Below are 22089 nucleotides of genomic sequence, written 5' to 3'. Positions count from 1 at the left end.
CCCTACTACATCATCACAACGTCAAATTGTTCTTGAATATAAAGTGGCTCCGCTTGGATGCGCACTTCTTTTCCAATAAACACTTCCAACTCAGCAAGAGCATGAGACTCATCACCTTGCAAGGTTTCTGCCACCGCAGGGGATGCGTAAACCACAAATTTATCCGCATCGTAAGCGCGGTTGACACGCGTGATTTCACGTAAGATTTCGAAACAGACGGTTTCAACGGTTTTCACACTGCCGCGGCCTTCACAGGTTGGACAACTTGAACATAACACGTGTTCAATACTTTCACGGGTGCGCTTACGCGTCATCTCCACCAAGCCTAACTGCGTAAAACCATTAATATTCGTTTTGACGCGATCTTTAACCAGGGCGGCATCTAAGGAGTTGAGCACTCGCTTACGGTGCTCTTCAGACATCATATCGATAAAATCAATAATGATGATGCCCCCTAAGTTGCGCAAACGTAATTGACGGGCAATGGCTTGGGTCGCTTCAACATTGGTATTAAAAATGGTTTCTTCGAGGTTACGACGGCCAACAAACGCGCCAGTATTGATATCAATCGTGGTCATGGCTTCGGTTTGGTCGATGATAAGGTATCCACCAGACTTGAGCTCCACTTTACGCTCGAGAGAACGCTGAACCTCGTTTTCGGTGTCGTACATATCAAAAATAGGCTTGTCACCTTCATACAGTTCAAGCTTATCGGTTAACTCAGGCACAAACTCTGAGGTAAACTCTTTGAGATTCTCAAATTCAAGGCGCGAATCGACTAAGATCCGCGTCAAATCGGTGCCGACAAAATCTCGTAAAATACGCTGAGCTAAACCCAATTCGCCATACAGCGTCGAGCGTGTTTTGTATTTAACTCGACGCTCCAACACTTTCAGCCATAGCCGTTTAAGAAAGGCGGCATCTTGTGAAAGCTCTTTCTCATCAGCCCCTTCAGCGGCGGTACGAATAATGAACCCACCGTGCTCATCACAATAATGAGACACGACTTTTTTGAGACGATCACGCTCTGATTCACTTTCAATGCGTTGTGAGACACCAACATGACTTGCGCCGGGCATAAAAACGAGATAGCGCGAAGGTAGGGTAATATCTGTCGTTAAACGGGCGCCTTTAGTGCCTAATGGATCTTTGACCACTTGCACCACGATATCTTGGCCTTGACGAACTAGCTCTGAAATATCACGAACTTGAAACTGCTGTTTTTCGTTCTCAGCCACACATTCAGTATGAGGAACAATGTCAGAAGCGTGAAGAAAAGCGGCCTTGTCTAAACCAATATCGACAAAGGCGGCCTGCATTCCTGGAAGGACTCGGCTGACTTTTCCTTTGTAAATATTGCCCACAATGCCGCGTTTCGCTTCTCGCTCAATGTGGACCTCTTGAAGAACTCCGCCTTCAATCATCGCCACTCGAGTTTCACTCGGGGTGACGTTTAGTAGCAACTCTGCACTCATGAGTACACCTCAATGTTTTTAATTATATAAATTCGTGCAAGAGCTGGTCAGTTTCGAATAATGGTAATCCTACAACAGCGTAATAGCTGCCTTCGATCTTCGTTACAAATCGTCCACCCAATCCTTGAATGCCATAACTGCCAGCCTTATCGCAAGGTTCACCCGATTGCCAATATTGTTCTATTTCTTCATCTGACAAAGGTTTAAACCATACATCCGTCGTTACTACGACGGATTTAGAATGATCATGTGTTGCTACGGTTACGGCCGTCATCACTTGATGTTTTGTACCAGATAGGCTGCGTAACATCTGTTGTGCTTGAGTAAAATCAGCAGGTTTTTCAAGTACTGTTTCACCTTGCACGACTATGGTATCAGACCCAATAACTATCGAAGCAGGGTTGGATAAAGCAACACCAGCCAGTGCCTTATCACGTGATAAACGTTCAACATACGCTGCTGGGGCTTCATGCTCATTACGGCACTCTTCAACGTTGGGCACCACAATATCAAACTGATAACCCAGTTGAGTCAGTAACTCTCGTCTTCTTGGCGAGCCAGAAGCTAATACAATTTTTTTATTCATCATCTAAGGTGCCAGTGGCGTCGCACACGACGAAGCAGTAGGAACATCCAAGGCCATAATATGCAATTGATCATACCAACCCATAGCGAGAGCGGGTTAAATGTCACATCTTGAATTAAATATTCGCCGCAGAAGATCAGCACTTCAAGCAACATAGATAACACGCCAATGATGACTGCTTGTTGCCATAACGCCATATTACGCAGCACTAAGAAGTTAATCGCCACTAAGTAGACAACAATGGCCATCATCATGCCACGAATGCCCAATGTTGAACCAAGCAGCAGATCCCATAACAAACCAAGGATCAAAGCCGACCCTACATTGACTCGATGCGGCAACGCTAAAACCCAATAGCATGTCACCAGCAGTAACCACGATGGGCGCAGTAGATCCAGCTCACCCGGCCAAGGGATAGTTTGTAAAACCAGAGCAAAGAGAAATGATGCACCAATCACCAATTTACTTTTCACGACACTACTGGCCATCGGTTGCTTCCTCTAACATTTTCTCTGGTGTAACTTGCAATACTTTCTGTTGCCTATCTTCGTTAGGCCAGATCAACAGCAAATAACGTAGACGATCAAAATCCACCACGGGATCGGCGGTGATCGACGCAAATTCACGCTGAGTATCTTTGTCGACCACCGAAACGTGTGCGACAGGATAACCTTCAGGATATACGCCCCCTAAACCTGATGTGACGAGCAAGTCACCCACTTCAATATCGGTGCTGGTGGGAATGTGTTCCAATTGAATACGATCCACCTGGCCATTCCCTGAAGCAATCACTCGAATATCATTACGAATAATTTGCACTGGAATCGCACTATTGGTGTCAGTCAGCAACAACACCCGGCTGTTATGCGCCGCCACAAAAGTCACTTGGCCAACAATACCTTTGTCGTTGATAACGGGTTGCCCTTCGTAAACGCCATCCGTTCGCCCTTTATCAATCACAACTTGGTGACGATAAGGTGAGGTATCGACCGCCATCACCTCAGTGACAACCTTCTTTTCATCACGAACAAAAGAAGATCCAAGCAATTTACGTAACCGTTGGTTCTCTTCGCGGTATTGATCAAACAAGATCAAATCACTTTTCAAGGTGATCGCTTCTCGTTTTAAACGTTGATTCGATTCAATCAGTTTTTGATGAGTGGCGAATCGCTCATACAGATCATCAAACATACTGCGCGGCAAATCCGCCATGTATTGAATGGGAGCCACTAAGCTATTAAGAAAAAAACGAACGTTGGAAAAAGCACCTAAACGACTATCAGCCAGCATAAGACTGGCTGATAAAATCACGGCAAAAAAGAGACGTAGCTGAAGAGATGGTCCTCGACCAAATATTGGCTTCATTCTATAAAAATCCTAGATGTCATAATGGGAGCTTTACGGCTCCCAAAGCCATTATTCTTCGCTAAATAGGTCGCCACCGTGCATATCGATCATTTCCAACGCTTTACCGCCACCAAGGGCAACACAGGTTAGAGGATTATCGGCAACCACGACTGGTATTCCCGTTTCTTCGGTCAAGAGGCGGTCGATATCTTTGAGCAGCGCTCCACCACCGGTTAATACCATACCATTTTCTGAGATATCAGAAGCAAGCTCTGGCGGACACTGTTCAAGCGCAACCATCACCGCAGAAACAATACCGGAAAGCGGTTCTTGCAGGGCTTCTAAGATTTCATTGGAGTTAAGAGTAAAGCTACGAGGAACCCCTTCAGCAAGGTTACGACCACGAACTTCAATCTCCATCACTTCATCGCCGGGGTAAGCCGAGCCAATTTCATGTTTGATTTTCTCTGCAGTCGCTTCACCGATTAAGCTGCCGTAGTTACGACGCACATAATTGATGATCGCTTCATCAAAACGGTCACCGCCGATACGCACAGAGGAAGAGTAAACCACACCATTCAAGGAAATAACGGCGACTTCAGTCGTACCACCACCGATATCGACCACCATTGACCCCGTAGGTTCAGAAACACGCAGACCAGCACCGATGGCCGCCGCCATAGGCTCATCAATCAAATACACTTCACGCGCGCCAGCACCGAGTGCTGATTCACGAATCGCACGGCGTTCAACTTGGGTGGAGCCGCAAGGCACACACACCAGAACGCGAGGGCTTGGTTTGAGTACACTGTTGTCATGTACCTGCTTGATGAAGTGTTGCAACATTTTTTCGGTCACGTAGAAATCCGCAATCACGCCGTCTTTCATAGGACGAATTGCAGAAATATTCCCCGGCGTACGACCAAGCATCTGCTTAGCGGCATGACCGACAGCAGCAACGCTTTTTCCACCACGACCTTTATCTTGGCGAATAGCAACAACGGAAGGCTCGTCGAGGACAATACCTTGTCCTTTAACGTATATAAGAGTATTGGCGGTACCTAAATCGATCGATAGATCGTTGGAAAACATGCCACGCAGTTTTTTGAACATATTCTTCGCTCGTCCTGCAAGAATTAGAAGATAGAAAATTGCACTAAATGTACCAATGCCTTGCGATCACAGCAAGGCGTTGACGCATAAACATGGACTGAAACACGCAATTTCTAACAGATTCCTAACTTAGGTAGAAAAATCTCCATGAATTTGTGTGAATTATCCGGTTAATTTTTTTCACGCCACCAGATTACCCGGTCGCTGCCTCGGTACAATCCAAACTGTACTCGGCCTGAGACTTCATTTTCAAACGCGCTATTTTGATCATTGTAGGGACGCAACCAAGGCAACCCATGAGCATTGAGATCAAGCAAAGTATCAATGAATCCTTGATGACCCGCTCCCGGAGCCGTAAAGTTGATATTCGCGGCACCCAAAGCGAGCGTTTGACTGACTAAAGTAGGATAAACTTCAGGAACCCCACCGGAACCTAAAGTTAGATCGGTCGGCGTTAAAGTGAAATTCGCAAGATCTGGTAACCTTGTACAGCTATCAAAGCTATTGGTAACAAAGCCATTGGCAGTGAAGTATTCACTCGTGATTGGCTGACTTAACGCACTCGTTTCTGGGCCATAAGTGTCGTGGATCACCAGTTTTCCCCAGCGCAATTTCATCTCATCATCAATATCTGTAATCGTATAGTCTATGCAAGGACTGCTGGCTGTTTCGCGGTAGCAAACTCCATCAAGATCTGTAAGATCGGATACCAAGAGGGTAAGATCTAACTTGCTGTTAAAAGGCACTATTGGTTGTGGTGGCTTTTGGTAGATCAATATCTCCCCAGAGAGTTCAATGCGAGAATCAACGCCATTGACTCGGTTCACACTCGTCAAATCGCTATCAAAGCTGATTGGTAAACTATTCACAGTATCGTTATAGTTTCGATTGTCCCACTGCCGATCATAACGCCACCAAGCACTGTCGAAATAATTGACCGTTTCACTGCCTGACGCGGATTTTGGGTGTAAGTAAATACCCGGATTTTCTTTATATCCAAACGGTTGTCCTAAATAACTGAACGATTCGTCATTAGGAGAAGTTACCTCACACTCAGCCTGTAAGCTGATCACCACCGAAGAAGGAGAAAAATAGGCTGGGATAAAACGACCTATCGGGCCCGTTGAGGCAACGGCAATCGGCAGATTCTCACTCGCTAAATCGAGTCCAAGATACGTCGTTGGCGCGTTCAGCGAGAAACCAAACACCCCAACCTCACTCACTCTTTGTTGTACAGTCGTCGAGCTACCTAATTGGTGATCATATTCAACTTCGCCGAGAGCACCGGGCACGCCTGTCGCTGGTGCGATTAGAGTATGTTTAAGCTCAATGTTTGCTTGTTGATAATTTGTCACGCCTAAATTGTTAGTGAAATCATTATCCTCAATCGGTGCCTCCGCAACCGCTTTGATATTGAGATTAAAGTTTTCATCCGCCCTAGCAAAAATATCACAGCTAATATCGGCATTAGGACACGCTCCACTAACACCATAATAGCTGGTCGCGCTGAGCACCAACGCACGAGGAACTCGTATAAAAGTCGTTTGACCTGTTAGTTGCAAATCCTGCTCATCGCCACTTCCCGTTAAACGGGCATTCAAAGCAAGGCTACCAGCCTCACGATAGGATACGTTAATGCTCGCCTCACCATTTTGGTTGAAATTGAGCACCACTGGCGTCGCAGTATTGGATGACTGCCCTACCGCCACACTATTCACACCAACCGATAAAGCGCTAAAACCTTGCCCCCCATTAGGGCTCAAGTAATCACTCCAAAAGGAAACGGGTTTCTGTACATTTTGAAAACTAGGCAAACACAGTTGTGAAGCGTTATCTTTTCGTACCGCTTTAACAGTCCCAGTTACCGATTGATTGGCGTAGGAATTGGGTACATCCAAAATGAAGCCACTGTCAGCAAAGTTCATCGTGCAGTTACTGGCCAAAAAGGGGCCAGCATTCCCATTGTGGCTGCATAAAGTGTTATTGAAAGACATAGCGGTGGGAACGGAACCAGAAACATCAACGGTGACATTACCTGCGCTGTTACGCCTAAGTTGGGTGTTACCAACCCCATTGCTAAATGAGATAGTTGAACCATTCACCCAACCGCCCGTTGCACTAGGTAGAGAGTTAGGGACTAAATAAGCAATAACCGGATCGGTAAATAAGTTATTGCAATTTTCATCGGCACACGCCGTCACAGACACGTCAGAGGCTGCACAAGTTAAACCTTGTGCTGGCAAAGAGATGCGAAAGTGATTAATTTGCTCACCAACTGGACGAGAATTGAGCGCACAGACTTCGAAATTATCAATTTCATGGTTATTAGTCGAAGAGCCTGTAGAACCTGTGATGGACATAAACAGATCCGTAGGAACATTTTGTTGCGCCGCAAATGACATCACATCAACTGGCCCAATTAAAGTTTGCCAACTGTCAGTACCAACTTTACGGCTTACAGTCACCAACGACGTTGAAGCTTGAGTTGAGTCAATAACAATTCGGTAGCGGTGCTGAGGATTACCATTGGTATTGTCTACCCTCGGATTTAGGCAATCTCCATTGGTATTGGTTGTGCCGTTATTACACGTGCCTGCCAAATAGTTATAACCGCTATAGCCGGAACCAGACCCCCTTAATACAACGGCTTGCCGCCTACGACCTGGGCCATACCCGCCACCTTCGATCGAATAGTTACCATATTCATCCAATCCAATGCCTAACCATCCGCCCGCAAATCCGGGTTTTTGCTCATTGACTTTATAACCAAAACCTAAAGGCCCACCAAATGCCCCAACTTGAGGAGTGACAGAGGCATCAGAAAAGACAATCGCCACCCCATCTGCGCCATTACCACCATAAGCAAAATAGTCAAATTCAACCTCTACACGGTTCCCTGCCGCTGGGAAAATGCGTTGGAATGTTGAGGCTGTGGCTTGGTTTTGCACCGCTTGTGTTAATCGCATGCGATTATTGGTGATTGAAGGCGTAAAGTTGCCACTGCTACTGAATACTCGCCACTGCTCATCCAACGGCTGACTTTGGAAATCATCGCTAAAGCATTGCAACCCAGCGCTTTGGCACAAATGGCGCTCGTTATACAAATCCAGAATCTGACCATCAGTTAGTGCTTGATTATAAATAGCCACTTCATCAAGCCTTCCAGAAAAACTTCGGCTATCGGAATTATAATCTCGACCAATCTCCAAATTCAGAGTATTGGTTTTTAGCGGTTGGTTATCATTGCTCCTCGCAGCAACCACACCATTAATATAGATTTTTTGTCGCTCATTACCATTAGCTGAACGGTTATAACGAATGGTGATATGAGTCCAAGTATTTAGCGGAATAACATCGGATGTGGTTAGTGTATTAGCACCGCCAGAACTTCTCTCCCAGTACCAGAAAACTCGCCCTTGGCTATTAAGGTGGAATTCGTAGTTAGTATCTTTCGCCACTATGGTATGCAAGCCACCATTCGGCGGTCGGCTGACGGGGTACACCCACACAGATATCGTTAACTGCTCAGAAAAGGATAGTTTGTTATCATGCGCCACTTGCACATATTGGTTTTGGTTGGCAATAAACTCGCCATAGCCACAAGTACCGTAATTATTAATATTGGCAGGTAGCGCCGGTGATTGAGAGCTGGTAAGCGCTCCATTCATTGCGCGGCCGTTAAGAGAAGAGCCAAACGCATTCTTGACTTCATTGAAAGCCCCACTCCATTGCACTTCATCAAAATGATAGCGCGCTACAGGGGAGGGATCACAAGCATTCAATGGATTAGATATGGGGGAACATGTACCAGTAATTGAACTATTGTTGACATTAACTTGGCCACCAGCATTATTGGTTGCCGCATTAAAATCACCATAAGCCGTTGAGTCATTTAAGGTGATATCGTTAGAGGTAGTACTAATACTGACCTGAGAATCAGGTCTTCCTAGCTGGCTATTGTTAGCTGTGAAATGACTTGCCCCTGATACAGAACCGGAAGTCATATCCACCGAATTAAACGTCACAGAGTTATTAGAGGTCATCGTAATATTACCGCTATACACTCCCCCGGTAATTACAACCCCTGATTGAGCCGTAATATTACCAACCACATTCGCGCTCGTAATCACAACAGTATTATTATTACTGGTTAAATTACCCTGCACGCTACCGCCGTTGATAATGACGTTTCCTCCCGTCGTAACATTACCAATTAAATTGGTATTATTGAAAGTTACGTTGCTGCTGCTGGCTGAAACATCCCCATAAATCGTATTTTGAGAGCCTTGGCTGGTTATCGTTCCATAGTTGGCTTGCAGGCTTATCCTATTTGATGCGTTACCCACTTGGTTATTAATCAAATAAAAACCGTCATTGGCGATCAGTGTTGAGTCAACATCGGCGACAATCACATCACCATCATTTAACGTCACTTGACCATTACCGCTACAGGTATAACTGTTGCCAGATTTTTGCCACGAGGTATTACAAGGAGGATATTGATTATTGGATAAATTATATTGTTGGGCACAAACCCCACTGCTCATGAACAGTATGCTAATCAGCCATTTATAGTGAATCACTTTTCACCCCCACTTCAATAACTCGCTGCAACGTCCAATCGCCAGACTGACAACGCCCGGTTGAAGTCAGTTGATAAACAGTGCGACCATCATCCATATCGCCCACTGAGTTACATTCAACTTGTGCGCTACATTGCGCTAATCCTTCACCTTCAAACGTGAGTGATTGTACAGAATTAGTATGGCAACTGCCGTCGGTTGTCGTTTGATAAAAACGACTCAGTTCAACGTTTATCGCCGATCGCGCCGCCATTTCGGCCCTTGTCCCTAACACCATCGAAACCAATTGCTGGCTATTGCGCTGTTGATTACGATTCGCGACCGATGCAACAAAGCCGACCACCACAATGATAAAGATGACCAATACTAAGCCGCTGCCTTGCTGTTTACGGCGTGTTGTAGATAAGCGCATCATGGTCAAACTTTACCTCCTCGCCGCGGTCGGAAAATGTCAGTTCAATTTTCACTAAGCCGTTGCGTTGTAGCTCTGGCTGCGTGACATGAAAGTTGGCTTGGCTAATGTTTTCAGCCATCAATACTGGAGTACCAAGCTGTGCAGGGCTGAGCGCACTGCGATTAAGCGCGTAATCCGCATAACGATAAATACGATTGTTCTGATAACAAAAAGCCACTGGCGTGCGATAAAAATAGACTCGCTTAGCTGGCGATTGAATTACAAACCCAGTCGGTTGTGCCAAGGCAACATCAACCATGATCGCATCGTTGGGTGGCGTAAAATCAACATCTGCGTTTACTTGCGCTGTTTGCCCGCTGGCACTTGGCGCTTGGCGTAGCGAAGCGGCGTTGGTTGGGAACACGACTAGACGATCGCCATTGAGTACCTTTTTGTCGATCGGCAATAAACGCACCGCAGCCGAAGGCGATTGCACGGTTGGCAGGTCGTTGTAGATCGCGCTGTCAGTGATCGGTAAAAACTCAATGCAACCATTTTCTACCATCACGCTGTTTGGTACCGCTTCACGCAGTTCTCGGCTCAGCCGCTCAGTAACAAAGCGCCCTTGTTGGATCAAAGCTTCACGGGCGGTGGTATCAACATAAATACCCATACTTTGGCGGATCACAGAGCCTAAAAATAGCCCGACTACCGACAACAAAATAATCGCAATCACCATTTCAATCAGGGTAAAACCACGCATCAGAAATTGCCCTTAATCGCCGCAAACGGGTAGCGGTTGCCCTTCGGGTCAATGATCACCACAGAAACCCGCTTATAGTGAGTCCGTTGATTAGCGTTCACTTCGCTTAGTTGCCCACCACTGTCCTGTTCATAAAATACTTGAATCTCAACGTTATAACGTTGGTAATCAGCACTGATATCAATGCCTAATACATCTTTAACCGATCCCGTTAGGCCATGGAAATCATCCACATCGTTGTACAACGTATTATTGGTTTCACTAGGTTCTGGACCCAGTAGCGCTACAGATGTACACACTTCTCGTCCTAATGTTGTCACTAATACACACTCAGGCACTCCGCCATTGGGCCCGGAGTTTTGGTCAAAGGCTCGGCCCATTACTTCATCCATAACCGCGCGGCCTAACTCGGCGGCTTTTACCGCCAGTACCTGTTCAGCGCTTTGTTGCGAGCGAGGATAAAGCGCGGCCGTGATGCCTGTCATGGCTATTGCCGTTACCGTGATAACGATAATCATCTCAATGAGAGTAAACCCGCGCGGCGCGTTAACACGCATAAATGTACCCCTCTCTATTGATGCACACTTGGCGAGATTCACCCGATTGCAGATTATTTAAGGTAACAGTGCAGTTTGCCGTTAAGCACTGCGCGGCGCGACCTAAACTATCAAAATCTAAAAAATGGCTACCATCATTATTGGTTAACGTCAGGGTGATATCGTTCGCCGCCGCGTCAACAAAACTACTGTCGGTTGCAGGACTGAGCAGTGAAGTAGTGCAGGCACCAGCAGAAACAGAAGGAGATACTTGCTGCGCTTGATTATTGCTGACTAACCAGCGATTACAAAAACCAGTGCGCTGCATAGCGCGGTTTTGGGTTAGACGCAATGAGGCCAACACTTCGCTTTGTGTGGTCACACTTGAAAAGGCGGGGATACCAGTATAACGGCTTGCTGCGTACACAGCAACAATGCCCAGCAGCACAATAACCACGACCTGTTCGATCAACGTAAAACCACGCCGCGCTGCTAAATGTTGCTGCATTTTATACCTCTAGCGAAAAAACAAGTGCTTAAAGTATATAAGAAATTACCGTAGTGGGCTTAAGTTTTACTGACTTTTGTGGGTGAGAAATAACTCTCGTTATAGATAAAATAAAGGCCAGCAATGCTGGCCTTTATTTACAAAGTTAACATTTATCCAAATCAATTGATGTTGAGGCAGCAGATGCAACACTACCACTACCGCTAGCCTCTGTGTATGTAACATAACACTCTGTTGCTACAATTTTTGCGGCAGTATCAACATCGCTACCCTTGAAAGTAATCATACGAGAAGAGCCTGATACTGCTGCTGCCCAATCAGTATCTAAACCAAGAACAGCTTTGTTTATCCCACCATCAGCGGCAACAGGGTAACCAAACTTGGTAGATATACCATCAACATCAACAGCGGCCGATTGTGTATCTTTTCCAAGAAGCGCTGCTTTACCATAAGTAATACCAGCTGCACCATCAATAGCGCCTTTCAAGCCCTGCAAGGAAGCTTTACGTGCATCATTCTGAAAATTCAAAAAACGTGGCGCAGCGGTGACGGCGAGAATGCCGAGAATGACAATCACAACCACAAGTTCGATTAGGGTGAAACCGTTTTGTCTTTTCATAGTTACTTTCTCTCTATGTTTTAATCAATGCGCAGACTTACTGCAAAGTGACGGTCACACGACCAGTTTTTATCTCATACACAAACTGGTGCGCGGTTCCGCCCTCTTTTTGCACATAAGTACAAGTGGCTTGACCGTCATCGGCTTGTGCTGAATATTTTACATTAGCGTTATTGGCTGCATTAGCGACTGTGTCAACTTTTGGTGGGTTTTGCAGCAAATTATCCATTAAATCAATACATAACTGATCCGTAATCGCCGCTGGATAACTGGTATTATCGGTATTGAGCGCCAACGGATAACCGTCCCTAAAACCTGTTGCGGCCCCGCTGCTATCTGTAGAGCGAGTCAGCCAGAAATTGACACCATCATAGTTGACGGTGTTTTGTTTTTCCGAGCCCAAAGTCACAGAGGTTCTTGCCTGAGCTTCCCACTGAGCACGCGCCGATAGAACACCAGTAGCAAAACCACCGGCAACCCCTTCGATGCTGGCTTTTTTCGCTTCATCGGTGACATCTAAAAAGCGGGGTAGCGCTGCAACGGCTAATAAGCCGACAACCACAATCACTACGACTAATTCAACTAAGGAAAAGCCCGTTTGTTTGTTATCCATGCTCTACCTATCTCTTTGTTATTACCGTGTATTATACGCACTTGTTCTCGCATCGCTACGGGGCGAGTGCCCATTTCACTGCTTATGTCGAAAACTCATGCTGAAAAATCGACGCTTACTGTAAACTTATCCCTTAAAAGTTCAATGGTTATCACCTGTTTTTGACTGTAAACATAGCGACATTGATACTGATTTGCTTGATGTGCCGACTCAATTGAAATCACTTTGCTTTCAAGTAGTTGTTCATCTGGGTATAGCAGGCTTAACCAATAACGACAATCTATACTTGATTCATTCTCAGCCAATGGTAATACCCAGCCCGTTGTACTCATATTGAGTAATCGACCATTCGCGATTAAAGTTGAGGGCCGCCCCTTTAATAACCAATCTTGCTTATAAAAATTGGCACTTTCTACGATTTTACTGCTCGCCATCGCTAATGCGGTTTGATTGGCTTCTTTTTCTATCGACTGCCATGCTGATAGCAAAGCCATCAAAAGAACAAATACAATCAACCCCCAAATTACGAACTGAGAACGCTCTATCGCCGTTTTCATCTGACAACCTTTATCCTTTGATCGCGTCGAGCATTCCCCACATTGGCAAAAAGATGCCAAGTGCCAGCACCAACACCATAGCGGCAACAATCACCAATAAAATCGGCTCTATGCGCGCGGTGAGGGTTTTGAGATCGTAATCCACCTCTCTATCATAGAAGTCCGCGACTTCAAGTAGCAACTCATCAATGCGCCCTGTCTCTTCACCCACCGAAATCATCTGAATAACTAATGGCGTAAAAATATTGGCGTTTACCGCGGTGGTGGATACGCTTGTTCCCGCTTCAATGGCAGCTTTCATTTCTAACAGGCGAGATTCTAGAAATTTGTTATCCAACGCTTCGGCAGATAATGCTATCGATTGGTTTAACGGCACCCCCGCTTTCAACATCAAGGCAAAAGTTCGAGAAAAACGCGCCAATTGCGCTCGGTTCACTATGCCGCCGACAATAGGCATTCTTAAGCGAAACTTATCCCACTTTTGACGCCCTGCGGCTGTGCTCAACCAAGCTCTGAAAGCAAATAAACACCCAAGCAATACGCCTATCATCATCGGCCAGTAGTTGACAAAGAAATCTGACATACCAATTAAAATGCGAGTTGGCAGCGGTAAATCAACCCCGAAACGGCTAAACATGCTAGTAAATTGTGGGATCACTTTAACGTTGAGAATGAACATCGCGACCAAAATAAAGCTGATGACAAAACTCGGATAACGCATCGCCGTTTTAATCCGTTTACGAGTTTCGACTTCTTGCTCGTAGTAATGAGACAATTGCAGCAAGGCTTCATCAAGCCGCCCTGTGTTCTCACCGACGTGGATCATCGACACAAACAACGGGCTAAAGACTTTCGGGTACATCTGCATTGAGCTCGATAAACTGCGCCCGTTGGTTAGCTCATTACTAACCGCTTCCAATGCTTCTTTAAGCTGTTTATTGGCACAATTTTGGATAAGTCCTTTCATCGAGCGCAGCAGCGGCACACCCGCCTTGGTCAAGCTGTAAAGCTGACGACAGAAGATCACCAACACCTCAAGTGGCACACTTGGGGTAAACAGCGATTTCCAATCAATCGAAAAATCAGCCCCTTGGTCTGACGAAATTAAGGTCGGAATGACGCCTTTGTTAAATAGCGCTTCCGCCGCGAGCTCTTCCGTCGGCGCATCAACATGTCCAGAGGTTTTGCTACCATCTAAATTTCGACCCTGATAACGATACGTTGGCATGAGTAACCTTAACTATAGATAGATGGCTTGAATGATGCCGGATGAATCACCTTCACCTAAGCTCATCACTTCATCTAAACTGACAACCCCTTGTAGCGCCAACTCCATCGCCGAAGCTAGCAGCGGTTTGTACTGCTTCGACTGACGAGCGGCTTGCGCAAAACTAACCGCATCGTTGGCGCGCAGCGCATCCATCATCTCGTGTTCAAGTTCTAGCATTTCAAAAACCCCAATTCGCCCACGGTACCCCGTCAAATTGCAGTTCTGGCACCCACGCCCACGCGTAAAAGCCGCTTCAACTTGATTTGGGAAACGCACCGTCAGCCACTGTTTACGGGCTTCATCAACCTCATCCACCGCTTTACAATCGGGGCAAACTTTACGCACTAAACGTTGGGCAACCACCGCCCGCACGGCGCTGGCCACTAAATAGCCCGGTGCGCCCATGTCCATCATGCGCAAGGCGCTATCAACCGCATCATTGGTGTGTAAGGTGCTCAACACTAAGTGGCCGGTTAAGGCCGCGCGCAAACCAATTTCAACGGTTTCTTGATCGCGCATCTCCCCGACTAGAATAATGTCCGGGTCTTGACGCAAAAAGGTTCTCAGCACCGTTGAGAAATCAAGGTCAATTTTAGGGTTGATTTGCACTTGGCTGATGCGTGGCAATCGGTACTCAACCGGATCTTCTGCGGTAATGATTTTTTTACCGGGAACATTGAGCTCTGATAACGCGCCGTACAGCGTCGTCGTTTTCCCTGAGCCAGTTGGGCCGGTTACTAAGATCATGCCGTGTGGACGTTTAAGTTGATGACGTAAACGCTGTAAAATATCATCAGGAATACCTGACTCTTCCAGTTTACGAACTCCGGATGATTGGTTGAGCAAACGCATCACCACCGATTCACCGTATTGTACAGGCATGGTCGACATACGAATATCGACCGATTGGCCTTTGGCTCGGATATTAAAACGGCCATCTTGTGGGAGGCGTTTTTCTGAGATATCAAGATTGGCCATCAATTTTAAACGCAGCACTAAAGCCGAAGCGATGTTGGTTTCATTGAGTAGGGTTTCGTGTAATACCCCATCAATCCGCTGGCGCAAACGCAATACGTTGGCATCAGGTTCGATATGAATATCAGACGCCCCGACCTGAATCGCATCTTCAAATAGAGAGTTGATGAGCTTAACAACGGTCACTTCATCACTGTCATCATCACCGATATCGAAATCAAAGGCGGTATTGCCTTGGTGTTCCAGTTGTAGCTGCTCGGCAAAGGACGCAATTTCCTTGGTGCGGCGATAGTAACGATCAAACCCTTCAACCAATTGTTTTTCTGGAGCAATAACAAATTCAAAACTGTATTGGGGTAATTGAGTGAGCAGAGATTCTTGAGCAAACAGATCCGCCGGATCACTCATTGCGATGCGCAGCGTGTCGCCATTTTTGCCAATGATTAAAGCGCGTAAACGGCGTGCATGTACCTCCGGGAGGATCTGCACTGCATCAATATCGACATTGGCTCGGCTGAGATCGATCAGCGGCAGCGAAAGTTGCTGCGATAAGAAGCTAAGCATCTGCTGCTCTGACAAAAAGCCGAGTTCGATCAGTGTGTCACCCAGTTTACGTCCACTGCGTTTTTGCGCAGCGAGCGCTTGTTCAACTTGATTTTCAGTGATGATCCCTTCTTCAACCAGCAGATCACCTAAGCGTTTTCGTAGCTTAATTTGCACTCGCACTCTCCTCTAAACTGCTTAGTACGACTAGGCGATCACGAATAAACAGTTGCGACTGACTCGAGAGGCCAACTTTCGCAAGCGCTTGTTGGTAGGTATATTTGGCCGCCTGAAAATCCATCGTACGCTCTTGTGCTATCGCAAGCCCTAACCACCAACGTGCGTTCTCAGCATCAAGCTTGACTAAGCGTTGATAGCTTTCTAATGCGAGTGCATCTTGCTTGGCTTTTTGTGCCAAGGCTGCCCTTAGCGAGAGATAATCGATCGAAGCATTGTCAGGTAAATGAACTAACGGGGTTAACGCCGCTTCACTCTGCTTCTCTTTAATCAGCAATTTAGCTAACGCGATCCGCAAGCTTTCTCCATTATGATTGAGCTTTATACCGCTTTGTAAAATTTCAAAAGCTTTGCGTGCATCACCTTTGCCGTAATAGAGTGCGGATAATTTTTGACGGGCGAGTTCATTATCTGGAGTAAAGCGTAGCACTTCACTGTACGCATCCAGTGCCTCTTTGAGCTCATTGCTGTCCACGGCTTTATCAGCGCGGCTCATTGCTTTTACCGCCAGTTGCTCTGGCGTCAAATCCACTTGTTCAATCAAAACACTTGAGATTTTTTGGCCACTTTCAGCACCGAGCGCGACCGCACGGTTAGAATACAACGGCTGTTGATTGGCTAAGGCCGAATCCTGTTTAACCGTCACTGTGGGCGTTGCTAAATTTGACGTTTTTTTGTCCACTGCAACAACGGCAGTTTGATAAACGGGACGATGAACTGGAACAATTTTGGTGGTCGGAGAAACAAGCGCAGGCGAAGAGCTTCGCTCATCAACCTCTAACAACAGGCTCTTAGGTTCATTCACTATCGCTTGATTGGCCAGTGTCTGACTGACCACTGTTTGACTGACCATAGTTTGACCGACAATAGTTTGGTCAACCGCAGCTTGGTCAACCATAGCTTGCTGCTGTGACACCGCCCATCCACCGACCGCAAGGCTGGCAGCAAACCCGGCTACCATCCACAACCAAGCGCGGCTGCGTTTTACTTTCGCAACTTGCGCTGGTTGCAAGTTCACCACTGATTGGCGTTGCGCTTGTGCCAGTTTTGATAGTGCATCGTTCATCGCACTCATGATTGACTCCATCCCCACATAAAAGGGCGTTTAAACTTAGGCTTACAGGTATCAAACGTATCGTGAATCGCTGTAAATAGGTGCTGATTGCGAATCGTGCTGTCGTTTTGCGTAAAAGCCAGCAACAGAGCTTTGTGACACACTTGGTTAATCAAACGAGGGGTGCCATAACTGGCTCGCCACAACGCTTTTTTCTGTTCAAGATTAAACAGTTGCGCATCGCCTCCGGCTTTGCTCAAGCGGCTCTCGATATAAGCGACTGTTTCATCTAAAGAGAGAGGCCGCAGATAAGCGCTAAAAGTAATTCGTTGGCGAAATTGGCGCAGATGGTGCTGCGCTAAACGCTCATCGAGCTCTGGTTGGCCGATCAACACCAGTTGCAACAACTTTGTGTATTCTGTTTCTAAATTGCCGAATAAACGCAGCACTTCTAATGCATCGTCTGGTAACGCTTGTGCTTCATCAACAATCGCGACTACTCGTTTCCCCTGCTGCTTTAGCACAATCAATTGTTGCTGAATACGATCAACAATACCCGTATCATCTTGCTTACTAAGGCCTAGTTCGCTGGCGACAGCTTGGCGAAGTTCTCGACCATTAAGCGCTGGGTTGGGTAAATAAATCAGTGCAATATGATCATGTAAATAATTGATCAACATACGACACACCATGGTTTTTCCGGTTCCGACTTCTCCGGTTATCTTGATCACCCCTTCGCCTAAATCAATGGCAGCACTCACTGTCTGAATCGCCTCGTAATGTGGCGCTAAGCCTAAAAACAGTGATGTATTAGGCGTGAGATGAAAAGGCAGTTGCTCAAAACCAAAGTGCTCAAGATACATGATGTTTATTCTTCGTCTGGGAACCACTCCTGTAGTAGTTCACGCGAGCGTTCGAGCTCTTTTTGCCACGTATTAACACCCACAACCGTTGGTTTAAGCAAAATCACCAATTCGGTTTTCTCAGTCAGCTCAGAGGTGTTACGAAACAGATACCCTAAACCGGGTAAATCCCCCAAAAAAGGGACTTTAGATACTTGATTGGAGGTGTTGGATTTCATTAATCCACCAATCACCACCACGTCACCATCTTGCGCGCGGATCACCGAGTCTGATTCGCGGATCGTACTACGCGCTAATGGTAAAATGATCTTAGTATTCCCGTAATCAATCTGTTTGTTCTGCTCTGCCACTTCAATCACAGCAGGGTGAACGTGCAAGAGCACATTACCTTGATCATCAATTTGTGGCGTCACATCAAGAGAGATACCCGAGAAAAATGGCGTGAGTTGAACATCTGGTGCGACATTGGAGTTCTCGCCATTTCCGACTACACCTGTCACATCGGTGACATAATATTCATCAGTGCCGACTTTGATCACCGCTTTTTGGTTGTTAGCCGCGGTAACTCTAGGGCTAGACAGGACATTCAAATCCCCTTGAGTTCCCATGAAGTTAAGCACTGCTTTAAAGCTGCCATCTGAAATGGTGACATTGGTTTGGCCTTGCAGCAGAGTGCCAATCGCATCCATCCCCGGCAGTAACGAGGCCGCACTACCGACCTTATTAATCACAACATCACCATTGCCAAAGGACATATTTGACCAATTGATCCCTTGCTGGTAACCATCGCTCAAGGTGACTTCTAAAATTTTTGCTTCAAGGATCACTTGTCGCTGCAGACGTTGCTGAGAAATGCCTAAAAACTCTCGCACTTCACGTATTTCATCTGGGTAGGCTCGAACAGTGATTACGCTCGCTTGTGGCGTGACAACAACGCCTTGACCTTTGCCCGAGCCAATCAGCTGTGCAACGGCTTTTTCAAGCTGCGGCCAGAAATCGCTTTCACTGGTGGTTTCAATTTCCGTTCCACCTTTCGAATTACTGGATGAGTTACTCGAATTGGAATTAGAACTGGAATTTGAGCTAGAACTACTCGAGGAACTAGAACCGGTATCCGTATTAGTGATCGTACCGGTGGTGATGGAAGTTAAAGAACGGCCCGTACGTTTAAGTTGTAAATAATCGACCGGGATAGTCACAGTACGCAGACCTGATGGGTAAACCTGAATCACTTTACCCTTTTTAATAATTTCATAGCCATACATGTCACGAACGACGGCCAATACATCATCCAAAGTCACGTCGGTTAGATTTACCGTTACACTTCCAGTAACTTCAGGGTGGATGGCGGCACTAAACTCAGTTCCTTTCACTAAACTGGCAAAAAATACCCTTGCATCCACATTATCAGCTTGGATACGAAAGCGTTTAACCGTTTCTTGACTGCGCGCTGTGATTCCCTCAATGTCAGGCATCAAGTCAGCTTCTACGGAGGCCGGTAGAACGGCTAGATTTCGGCTGTTGGCTTCATTAATCGCCTGATTCAAAGACTGTTTCATCTCAACTGGATCGCGATGTCCCATAGAACAGCCCATTAAGGATACGATGACTACGCCTAATACGATTTTACGCATACGATTTCTATACCTTACTGCTTGATGTCCAGAGAAAAGAGGCTTAAATCCCACATCTTTCCTCTGCGAGAAAGGGTCACTTGCTGTGGCTCAATGGCTTCTACTGTGTAGCCAAATAGCGACTCTCCGATGCCAACCACTTGATCGTTAAGCACTGCCACACAAGGTATGGTTTGTTGGCATACAATACTTTGCAACCTAGGTAGCGGGTAACTCTCTATCTTATTGACAGGTGATGCGCTCTCACTCGCCCAACCTAATGGCGCGGTAGGATCTTGCGCTGCCCAACTACTGCATACAACACACATCAACAGCAGTGAAAAAACGGATCTAACCACCAATAAACTCCTGTCTAATGCCTAATGTGTACACTTCCATAATGACTCTGGCTTGGGGGTAATTTTCTACCTTGTATTGGAAATGACGCCAATAATACTTCATCGGTAAACTTTCTAAATTGGTCAAATAATTCAATATCGCGAAGTAATTACCGGTGAACTCCAATCTCACAGGATGAACATAATAGCCTGAATATTCAGATGATTGGTTGTTATTTGCAATCGGCTCTGCTGCTAATGACTCCATGGAGACCAACGTCAACTCTGGGCTGGTTGCCAAAACACTTTCAAGCAATTGCGCCATCTTCGCGGATGTAATCAGTGAATCAACCAATGCTGCCAACTCAAGCGAGAGAGTTTGGCTCTGCGCCATTAACTGTTTGAATTCTAGATTGATCTCTTGATTCGGATCTTTATTAAGCTTAGCAGTCAATAACAGAATTTCACCTTGCATTCGCTGGTTCATCTGCTCAACAGACTGAAGCTGTAACCGATTAGCCGCCACCGATTTCATCGCGGGTTCAAGTAACAAGCTAAACAAGAGCAGTGTAATCACCACTAAGCCACACAGGGCGATCAACATTTTTTCACGCGAACTGATGGCTAAGAATTTGTTGCTGATGCTCTGCCAATTCATTGGCTATCCTCCGCTTTAGTTTTAAGCTCAAAGATGAGAATGCCTTGCTCATTGCGCGCAATTTTTAACTTTTCAAAACCACGTCCCACTAGGTTCAGTTCGCTTTTAAACTGACTTAACCAGTTTGGAATATCTTTCGCCTCTCTAGCCAAGCCTTGCAAATCGAGCTGCTCATGATGGATGGTAATGGTCGTTAATGAAATATCATCACGGCTGAGTGTGGCTAGCGAACGCATGACTCCTGAGTAACCGACCTGTTGTGATTGATCAAACTCATTAATCGAATCCAATGTGGCTTGTTTGCCCTTAATTTGCTGCTTCAAACGCTCAATCGCCGCCATTTTTTCAACCGATGGCTTATGCTTATCAACTTTCTGTTTGGTCGTTTCTAATTCAGCAGCAAGGACTTTATTTTGCGCTTGTTTAGCTTGTAGCTGCTGTTTCAATTGACTATTTTGCCATTGATAACTGGCATAGGCCAATAGCATCACTAAAGCGACAATGCCCCAAATCGCGCAGACCATGGAGAGTGAAAAATACTCTTTCTTCGGCTTAAGATGCGCCGGGTATAAGTTGAGCATTGAATCGTCAATGCGAGTCACTTGCTCCACCAGCAGATGAGCCGAACTCGGTAACCGCTCATCAAGCAGGGAAACTTTGACATTTAGGCGTTCATTTAATGCATCGACCAACTCTTGCTGCGCTTCTTCATCACACAGCACTTTTAGCTGATGTAATGAGGCCCCTTTAAGCTGCGAGGAAAGGTAATCGATCGAACGTTGCAGTTCTAACGCTAAGCCATCGAGCTGTAAAACCGAGCTGGCGACACCAGTAATGGGAGAGACAACACCTCTCATTGTGCGTTGAAAACAGCATTTTTGGTCCACAAATGCGTCAAACTTAAAACTGCTGTTTTTACTGCGCTGTAGCAGCAAAAAATGCTCAAGATCACCGGCACTTCTCGCCCACACTTCATCTTCGGGAATGACTTTGCCTAACTCTAAACCCATCGCACTCAGTTGCGACGCCACTTCCAATACCGTGCGTTTTGAGACCACGTAGGCTTGAATTTTATTATCTGCGGGTAACGGAAAAGCATCAGCGATGATGTCAGTGACTTTCTCTGTCACCAGATCTTTCAATAAAAATGGCAGGGCGACTGACCACTCTTCTTTGGGTAACTGCGGTTTTTCTATTTGATAAGTTTGATAAAAATGAGCGTGGAGGACAAGGTTAATTACCGTACCCTTGATGTTGAGCGGTTTGAGTGCGTGAAAGAGTACCTGTTGCCACGTTGCACCATCAAGCGGGATTTCTGTCGGCAAAGTCGCATCATCCAAAGCCGAGAAATAGAGAGCATCAGGTCTTACGACAACGAACAATTGCCGCAACGTCGCTTTAGATGGTTTTAATTTATCAATCAGTGACTGAAGATTCATATAGG

General features: G+C 46.1%; 21 protein-coding genes. All 21 read right to left on the bottom strand.

All coding sequences use genetic code 11. The annotated features are described in order from the left end of the window. Positions 1–5 precede the first annotated feature (5 nt). The 21 genes from rng to EXZ60_RS15490 all read right to left on the bottom strand — a co-directional run bounded on the left by rng (position 6) and on the right by EXZ60_RS15490 (position 22084). The gene (gene rng / locus EXZ60_RS15590; RefSeq protein WP_019281135.1) at positions 6–1475 is read right to left on the bottom strand and encodes a ribonuclease G; all 1470 of its coding nucleotides are present in this window, start codon (positions 1473–1475) and stop codon (positions 6–8) included. A gap of 22 nt (positions 1476–1497) precedes the next feature. Further along, on the bottom strand, positions 1498–2064 hold the full coding sequence (locus EXZ60_RS15585) for a Maf family protein (protein WP_277435933.1): 567 nt from the start codon (positions 2062–2064) through the stop codon (positions 1498–1500). After that, complete coding sequence (mreD, locus tag EXZ60_RS15580; RefSeq protein WP_013857872.1) at positions 2061–2549, bottom strand: rod shape-determining protein MreD; 489 nt, start codon at positions 2547–2549, stop codon at positions 2061–2063. Before mreD ends, EXZ60_RS15585 begins: the two co-directional genes overlap by 4 nt. Next, positions 2539–3426 carry a rod shape-determining protein MreC gene (gene mreC / locus EXZ60_RS15575; RefSeq protein WP_013857873.1) on the bottom strand — a complete coding sequence of 296 codons (888 nt, stop codon included), beginning with the start codon at positions 3424–3426 and terminating at the stop codon, positions 2539–2541. The genes mreD and mreC overlap by 11 nt, the downstream gene beginning before the upstream one ends. 51 nt (positions 3427–3477) lie before the next feature. After that, positions 3478–4521, bottom strand: coding sequence for a rod shape-determining protein (locus tag EXZ60_RS15570; protein ID WP_013857874.1), 1044 nt, complete (start codon positions 4519–4521; stop codon positions 3478–3480). Positions 4522–4691: 170 nt separating this feature from the next. Further along, positions 4692–9104 carry a DUF6701 domain-containing protein gene (locus EXZ60_RS15565; protein ID WP_277435932.1) on the bottom strand — a complete coding sequence of 1471 codons (4413 nt, stop codon included), beginning with the start codon at positions 9102–9104 and terminating at the stop codon, positions 4692–4694. Next, on the bottom strand, positions 9091–9519 hold the full coding sequence (locus EXZ60_RS15560; RefSeq protein WP_088728592.1) for an MSHA biogenesis protein MshP: 429 nt from the start codon (positions 9517–9519) through the stop codon (positions 9091–9093). The genes EXZ60_RS15565 and EXZ60_RS15560 overlap by 14 nt, the downstream gene beginning before the upstream one ends. Further along, positions 9491–10261 carry a type II secretion system protein gene (locus EXZ60_RS15555; protein WP_017047093.1) on the bottom strand — a complete coding sequence of 257 codons (771 nt, stop codon included), beginning with the start codon at positions 10259–10261 and terminating at the stop codon, positions 9491–9493. The genes EXZ60_RS15560 and EXZ60_RS15555 overlap by 29 nt, the downstream gene beginning before the upstream one ends. After that, positions 10261–10818 (bottom strand): type II secretion system protein, encoded by a 558-nt coding sequence (locus EXZ60_RS15550; RefSeq protein ID WP_277435931.1) that lies wholly within the window; start codon positions 10816–10818, stop codon positions 10261–10263. The genes EXZ60_RS15555 and EXZ60_RS15550 overlap by 1 nt, the downstream gene beginning before the upstream one ends. Further along, positions 10808–11305 carry a prepilin-type N-terminal cleavage/methylation domain-containing protein gene (locus EXZ60_RS15545; RefSeq protein WP_277435930.1) on the bottom strand — a complete coding sequence of 166 codons (498 nt, stop codon included), beginning with the start codon at positions 11303–11305 and terminating at the stop codon, positions 10808–10810. The genes EXZ60_RS15550 and EXZ60_RS15545 overlap by 11 nt, the downstream gene beginning before the upstream one ends. 145 nt (positions 11306–11450) lie before the next feature. Beyond that, positions 11451–11924 (bottom strand): type II secretion system protein, encoded by a 474-nt coding sequence (locus tag EXZ60_RS15540; RefSeq protein WP_277435929.1) that lies wholly within the window; start codon positions 11922–11924, stop codon positions 11451–11453. 37 nt (positions 11925–11961) lie between these two features. Continuing rightward, positions 11962–12537 (bottom strand): prepilin-type N-terminal cleavage/methylation domain-containing protein, encoded by a 576-nt coding sequence (locus tag EXZ60_RS15535; RefSeq protein ID WP_277435928.1) that lies wholly within the window; start codon positions 12535–12537, stop codon positions 11962–11964. 95 nt (positions 12538–12632) lie between these two features. Further along, complete coding sequence (locus EXZ60_RS15530) at positions 12633–13094, bottom strand: hypothetical protein (protein WP_017046652.1); 462 nt, start codon at positions 13092–13094, stop codon at positions 12633–12635. Between the two features lie 10 nt (positions 13095–13104). Beyond that, a complete protein-coding gene (locus EXZ60_RS15525) occupies positions 13105–14322 on the bottom strand; it encodes a type II secretion system F family protein (protein WP_013857883.1) in 1218 nt (405 codons plus the stop codon). Positions 14323–14334: 12 nt separating this feature from the next. Next, complete coding sequence (locus EXZ60_RS15520) at positions 14335–16059, bottom strand: GspE/PulE family protein (RefSeq protein WP_064624286.1); 1725 nt, start codon at positions 16057–16059, stop codon at positions 14335–14337. Further along, the gene (locus EXZ60_RS15515) at positions 16049–17194 is read right to left on the bottom strand and encodes a hypothetical protein (RefSeq protein WP_069212138.1); all 1146 of its coding nucleotides are present in this window, start codon (positions 17192–17194) and stop codon (positions 16049–16051) included. Before EXZ60_RS15515 ends, EXZ60_RS15520 begins: the two co-directional genes overlap by 11 nt. Then, positions 17191–18036 (bottom strand): AAA family ATPase, encoded by an 846-nt coding sequence (locus tag EXZ60_RS15510; protein ID WP_277435927.1) that lies wholly within the window; start codon positions 18034–18036, stop codon positions 17191–17193. Before EXZ60_RS15510 ends, EXZ60_RS15515 begins: the two co-directional genes overlap by 4 nt. Positions 18037–18041: 5 nt before the next feature. Continuing rightward, positions 18042–19670 (bottom strand): pilus (MSHA type) biogenesis protein MshL, encoded by a 1629-nt coding sequence (mshL, locus tag EXZ60_RS15505; RefSeq protein WP_096035932.1) that lies wholly within the window; start codon positions 19668–19670, stop codon positions 18042–18044. Between the two features lie 14 nt (positions 19671–19684). After that, the gene (locus tag EXZ60_RS15500; protein ID WP_017047101.1) at positions 19685–20011 is read right to left on the bottom strand and encodes an MSHA biogenesis protein MshK; all 327 of its coding nucleotides are present in this window, start codon (positions 20009–20011) and stop codon (positions 19685–19687) included. Then, the gene (gspM, locus tag EXZ60_RS15495; RefSeq protein WP_277435926.1) at positions 20001–20645 is read right to left on the bottom strand and encodes a type II secretion system protein GspM; all 645 of its coding nucleotides are present in this window, start codon (positions 20643–20645) and stop codon (positions 20001–20003) included. Before gspM ends, EXZ60_RS15500 begins: the two co-directional genes overlap by 11 nt. Next, complete coding sequence (locus EXZ60_RS15490) at positions 20642–22084, bottom strand: MSHA biogenesis protein MshI (protein ID WP_115339467.1); 1443 nt, start codon at positions 22082–22084, stop codon at positions 20642–20644. Before EXZ60_RS15490 ends, gspM begins: the two co-directional genes overlap by 4 nt. Positions 22085–22089 lie beyond the last annotated feature (5 nt).

The sequence above is a fragment of the Vibrio sp. 1151_11 genome (assembly GCF_029478525.1).
Classification (GTDB): Bacteria; Pseudomonadota; Gammaproteobacteria; order Enterobacterales; family Vibrionaceae; genus Vibrio; species Vibrio anguillarum.
The sequence above is the reverse complement of the archived record's forward strand: the minus strand, read 5'-3'. Positions and strand labels throughout refer to the sequence as shown.

Excerpts from the sequence above, each read along its gene's own strand:
- rng (WP_019281135.1), bottom strand. The coding sequence starts at position 1,475 with ATGAGTGCAGAGTTGCTACTAAACGTCACCCCGAGTGAAACTCGAGTG.
- EXZ60_RS15585 (WP_277435933.1), bottom strand. The coding sequence starts at position 2,064 with ATGATGAATAAAAAAATTGTATTAGCTTCTGGCTCGCCAAGAAGACGA.
- mreD (WP_013857872.1), bottom strand. The coding sequence starts at position 2,549 with ATGGCCAGTAGTGTCGTGAAAAGTAAATTGGTGATTGGTGCATCATTT.
- mreC (WP_013857873.1), bottom strand. The coding sequence starts at position 3,426 with ATGAAGCCAATATTTGGTCGAGGACCATCTCTTCAGCTACGTCTCTTT.
- EXZ60_RS15570 (WP_013857874.1), bottom strand. The coding sequence starts at position 4,521 with ATGTTCAAAAAACTGCGTGGCATGTTTTCCAACGATCTATCGATCGAT.
- EXZ60_RS15560 (WP_088728592.1), bottom strand. The coding sequence starts at position 9,519 with ATGATGCGCTTATCTACAACACGCCGTAAACAGCAAGGCAGCGGCTTA.
- EXZ60_RS15555 (WP_017047093.1), bottom strand. The coding sequence starts at position 10,261 with ATGCGTGGTTTTACCCTGATTGAAATGGTGATTGCGATTATTTTGTTG.
- EXZ60_RS15550 (WP_277435931.1), bottom strand. The coding sequence starts at position 10,818 with ATGCGTGTTAACGCGCCGCGCGGGTTTACTCTCATTGAGATGATTATC.
- EXZ60_RS15545 (WP_277435930.1), bottom strand. The coding sequence starts at position 11,305 with ATGCAGCAACATTTAGCAGCGCGGCGTGGTTTTACGTTGATCGAACAG.
- EXZ60_RS15540 (WP_277435929.1), bottom strand. The coding sequence starts at position 11,924 with ATGAAAAGACAAAACGGTTTCACCCTAATCGAACTTGTGGTTGTGATT.
- EXZ60_RS15535 (WP_277435928.1), bottom strand. The coding sequence starts at position 12,537 with ATGGATAACAAACAAACGGGCTTTTCCTTAGTTGAATTAGTCGTAGTG.
- EXZ60_RS15530 (WP_017046652.1), bottom strand. The coding sequence starts at position 13,094 with ATGAAAACGGCGATAGAGCGTTCTCAGTTCGTAATTTGGGGGTTGATT.
- EXZ60_RS15525 (WP_013857883.1), bottom strand. The coding sequence starts at position 14,322 with ATGCCAACGTATCGTTATCAGGGTCGAAATTTAGATGGTAGCAAAACC.
- EXZ60_RS15515 (WP_069212138.1), bottom strand. The coding sequence starts at position 17,194 with ATGAGTGCGATGAACGATGCACTATCAAAACTGGCACAAGCGCAACGC.
- EXZ60_RS15510 (WP_277435927.1), bottom strand. The coding sequence starts at position 18,036 with ATGTATCTTGAGCACTTTGGTTTTGAGCAACTGCCTTTTCATCTCACG.
- mshL (WP_096035932.1), bottom strand. The coding sequence starts at position 19,670 with ATGCGTAAAATCGTATTAGGCGTAGTCATCGTATCCTTAATGGGCTGT.
- gspM (WP_277435926.1), bottom strand. The coding sequence starts at position 20,645 with ATGAATTGGCAGAGCATCAGCAACAAATTCTTAGCCATCAGTTCGCGT.
- EXZ60_RS15490 (WP_115339467.1), bottom strand. The coding sequence starts at position 22,084 with ATGAATCTTCAGTCACTGATTGATAAATTAAAACCATCTAAAGCGACG.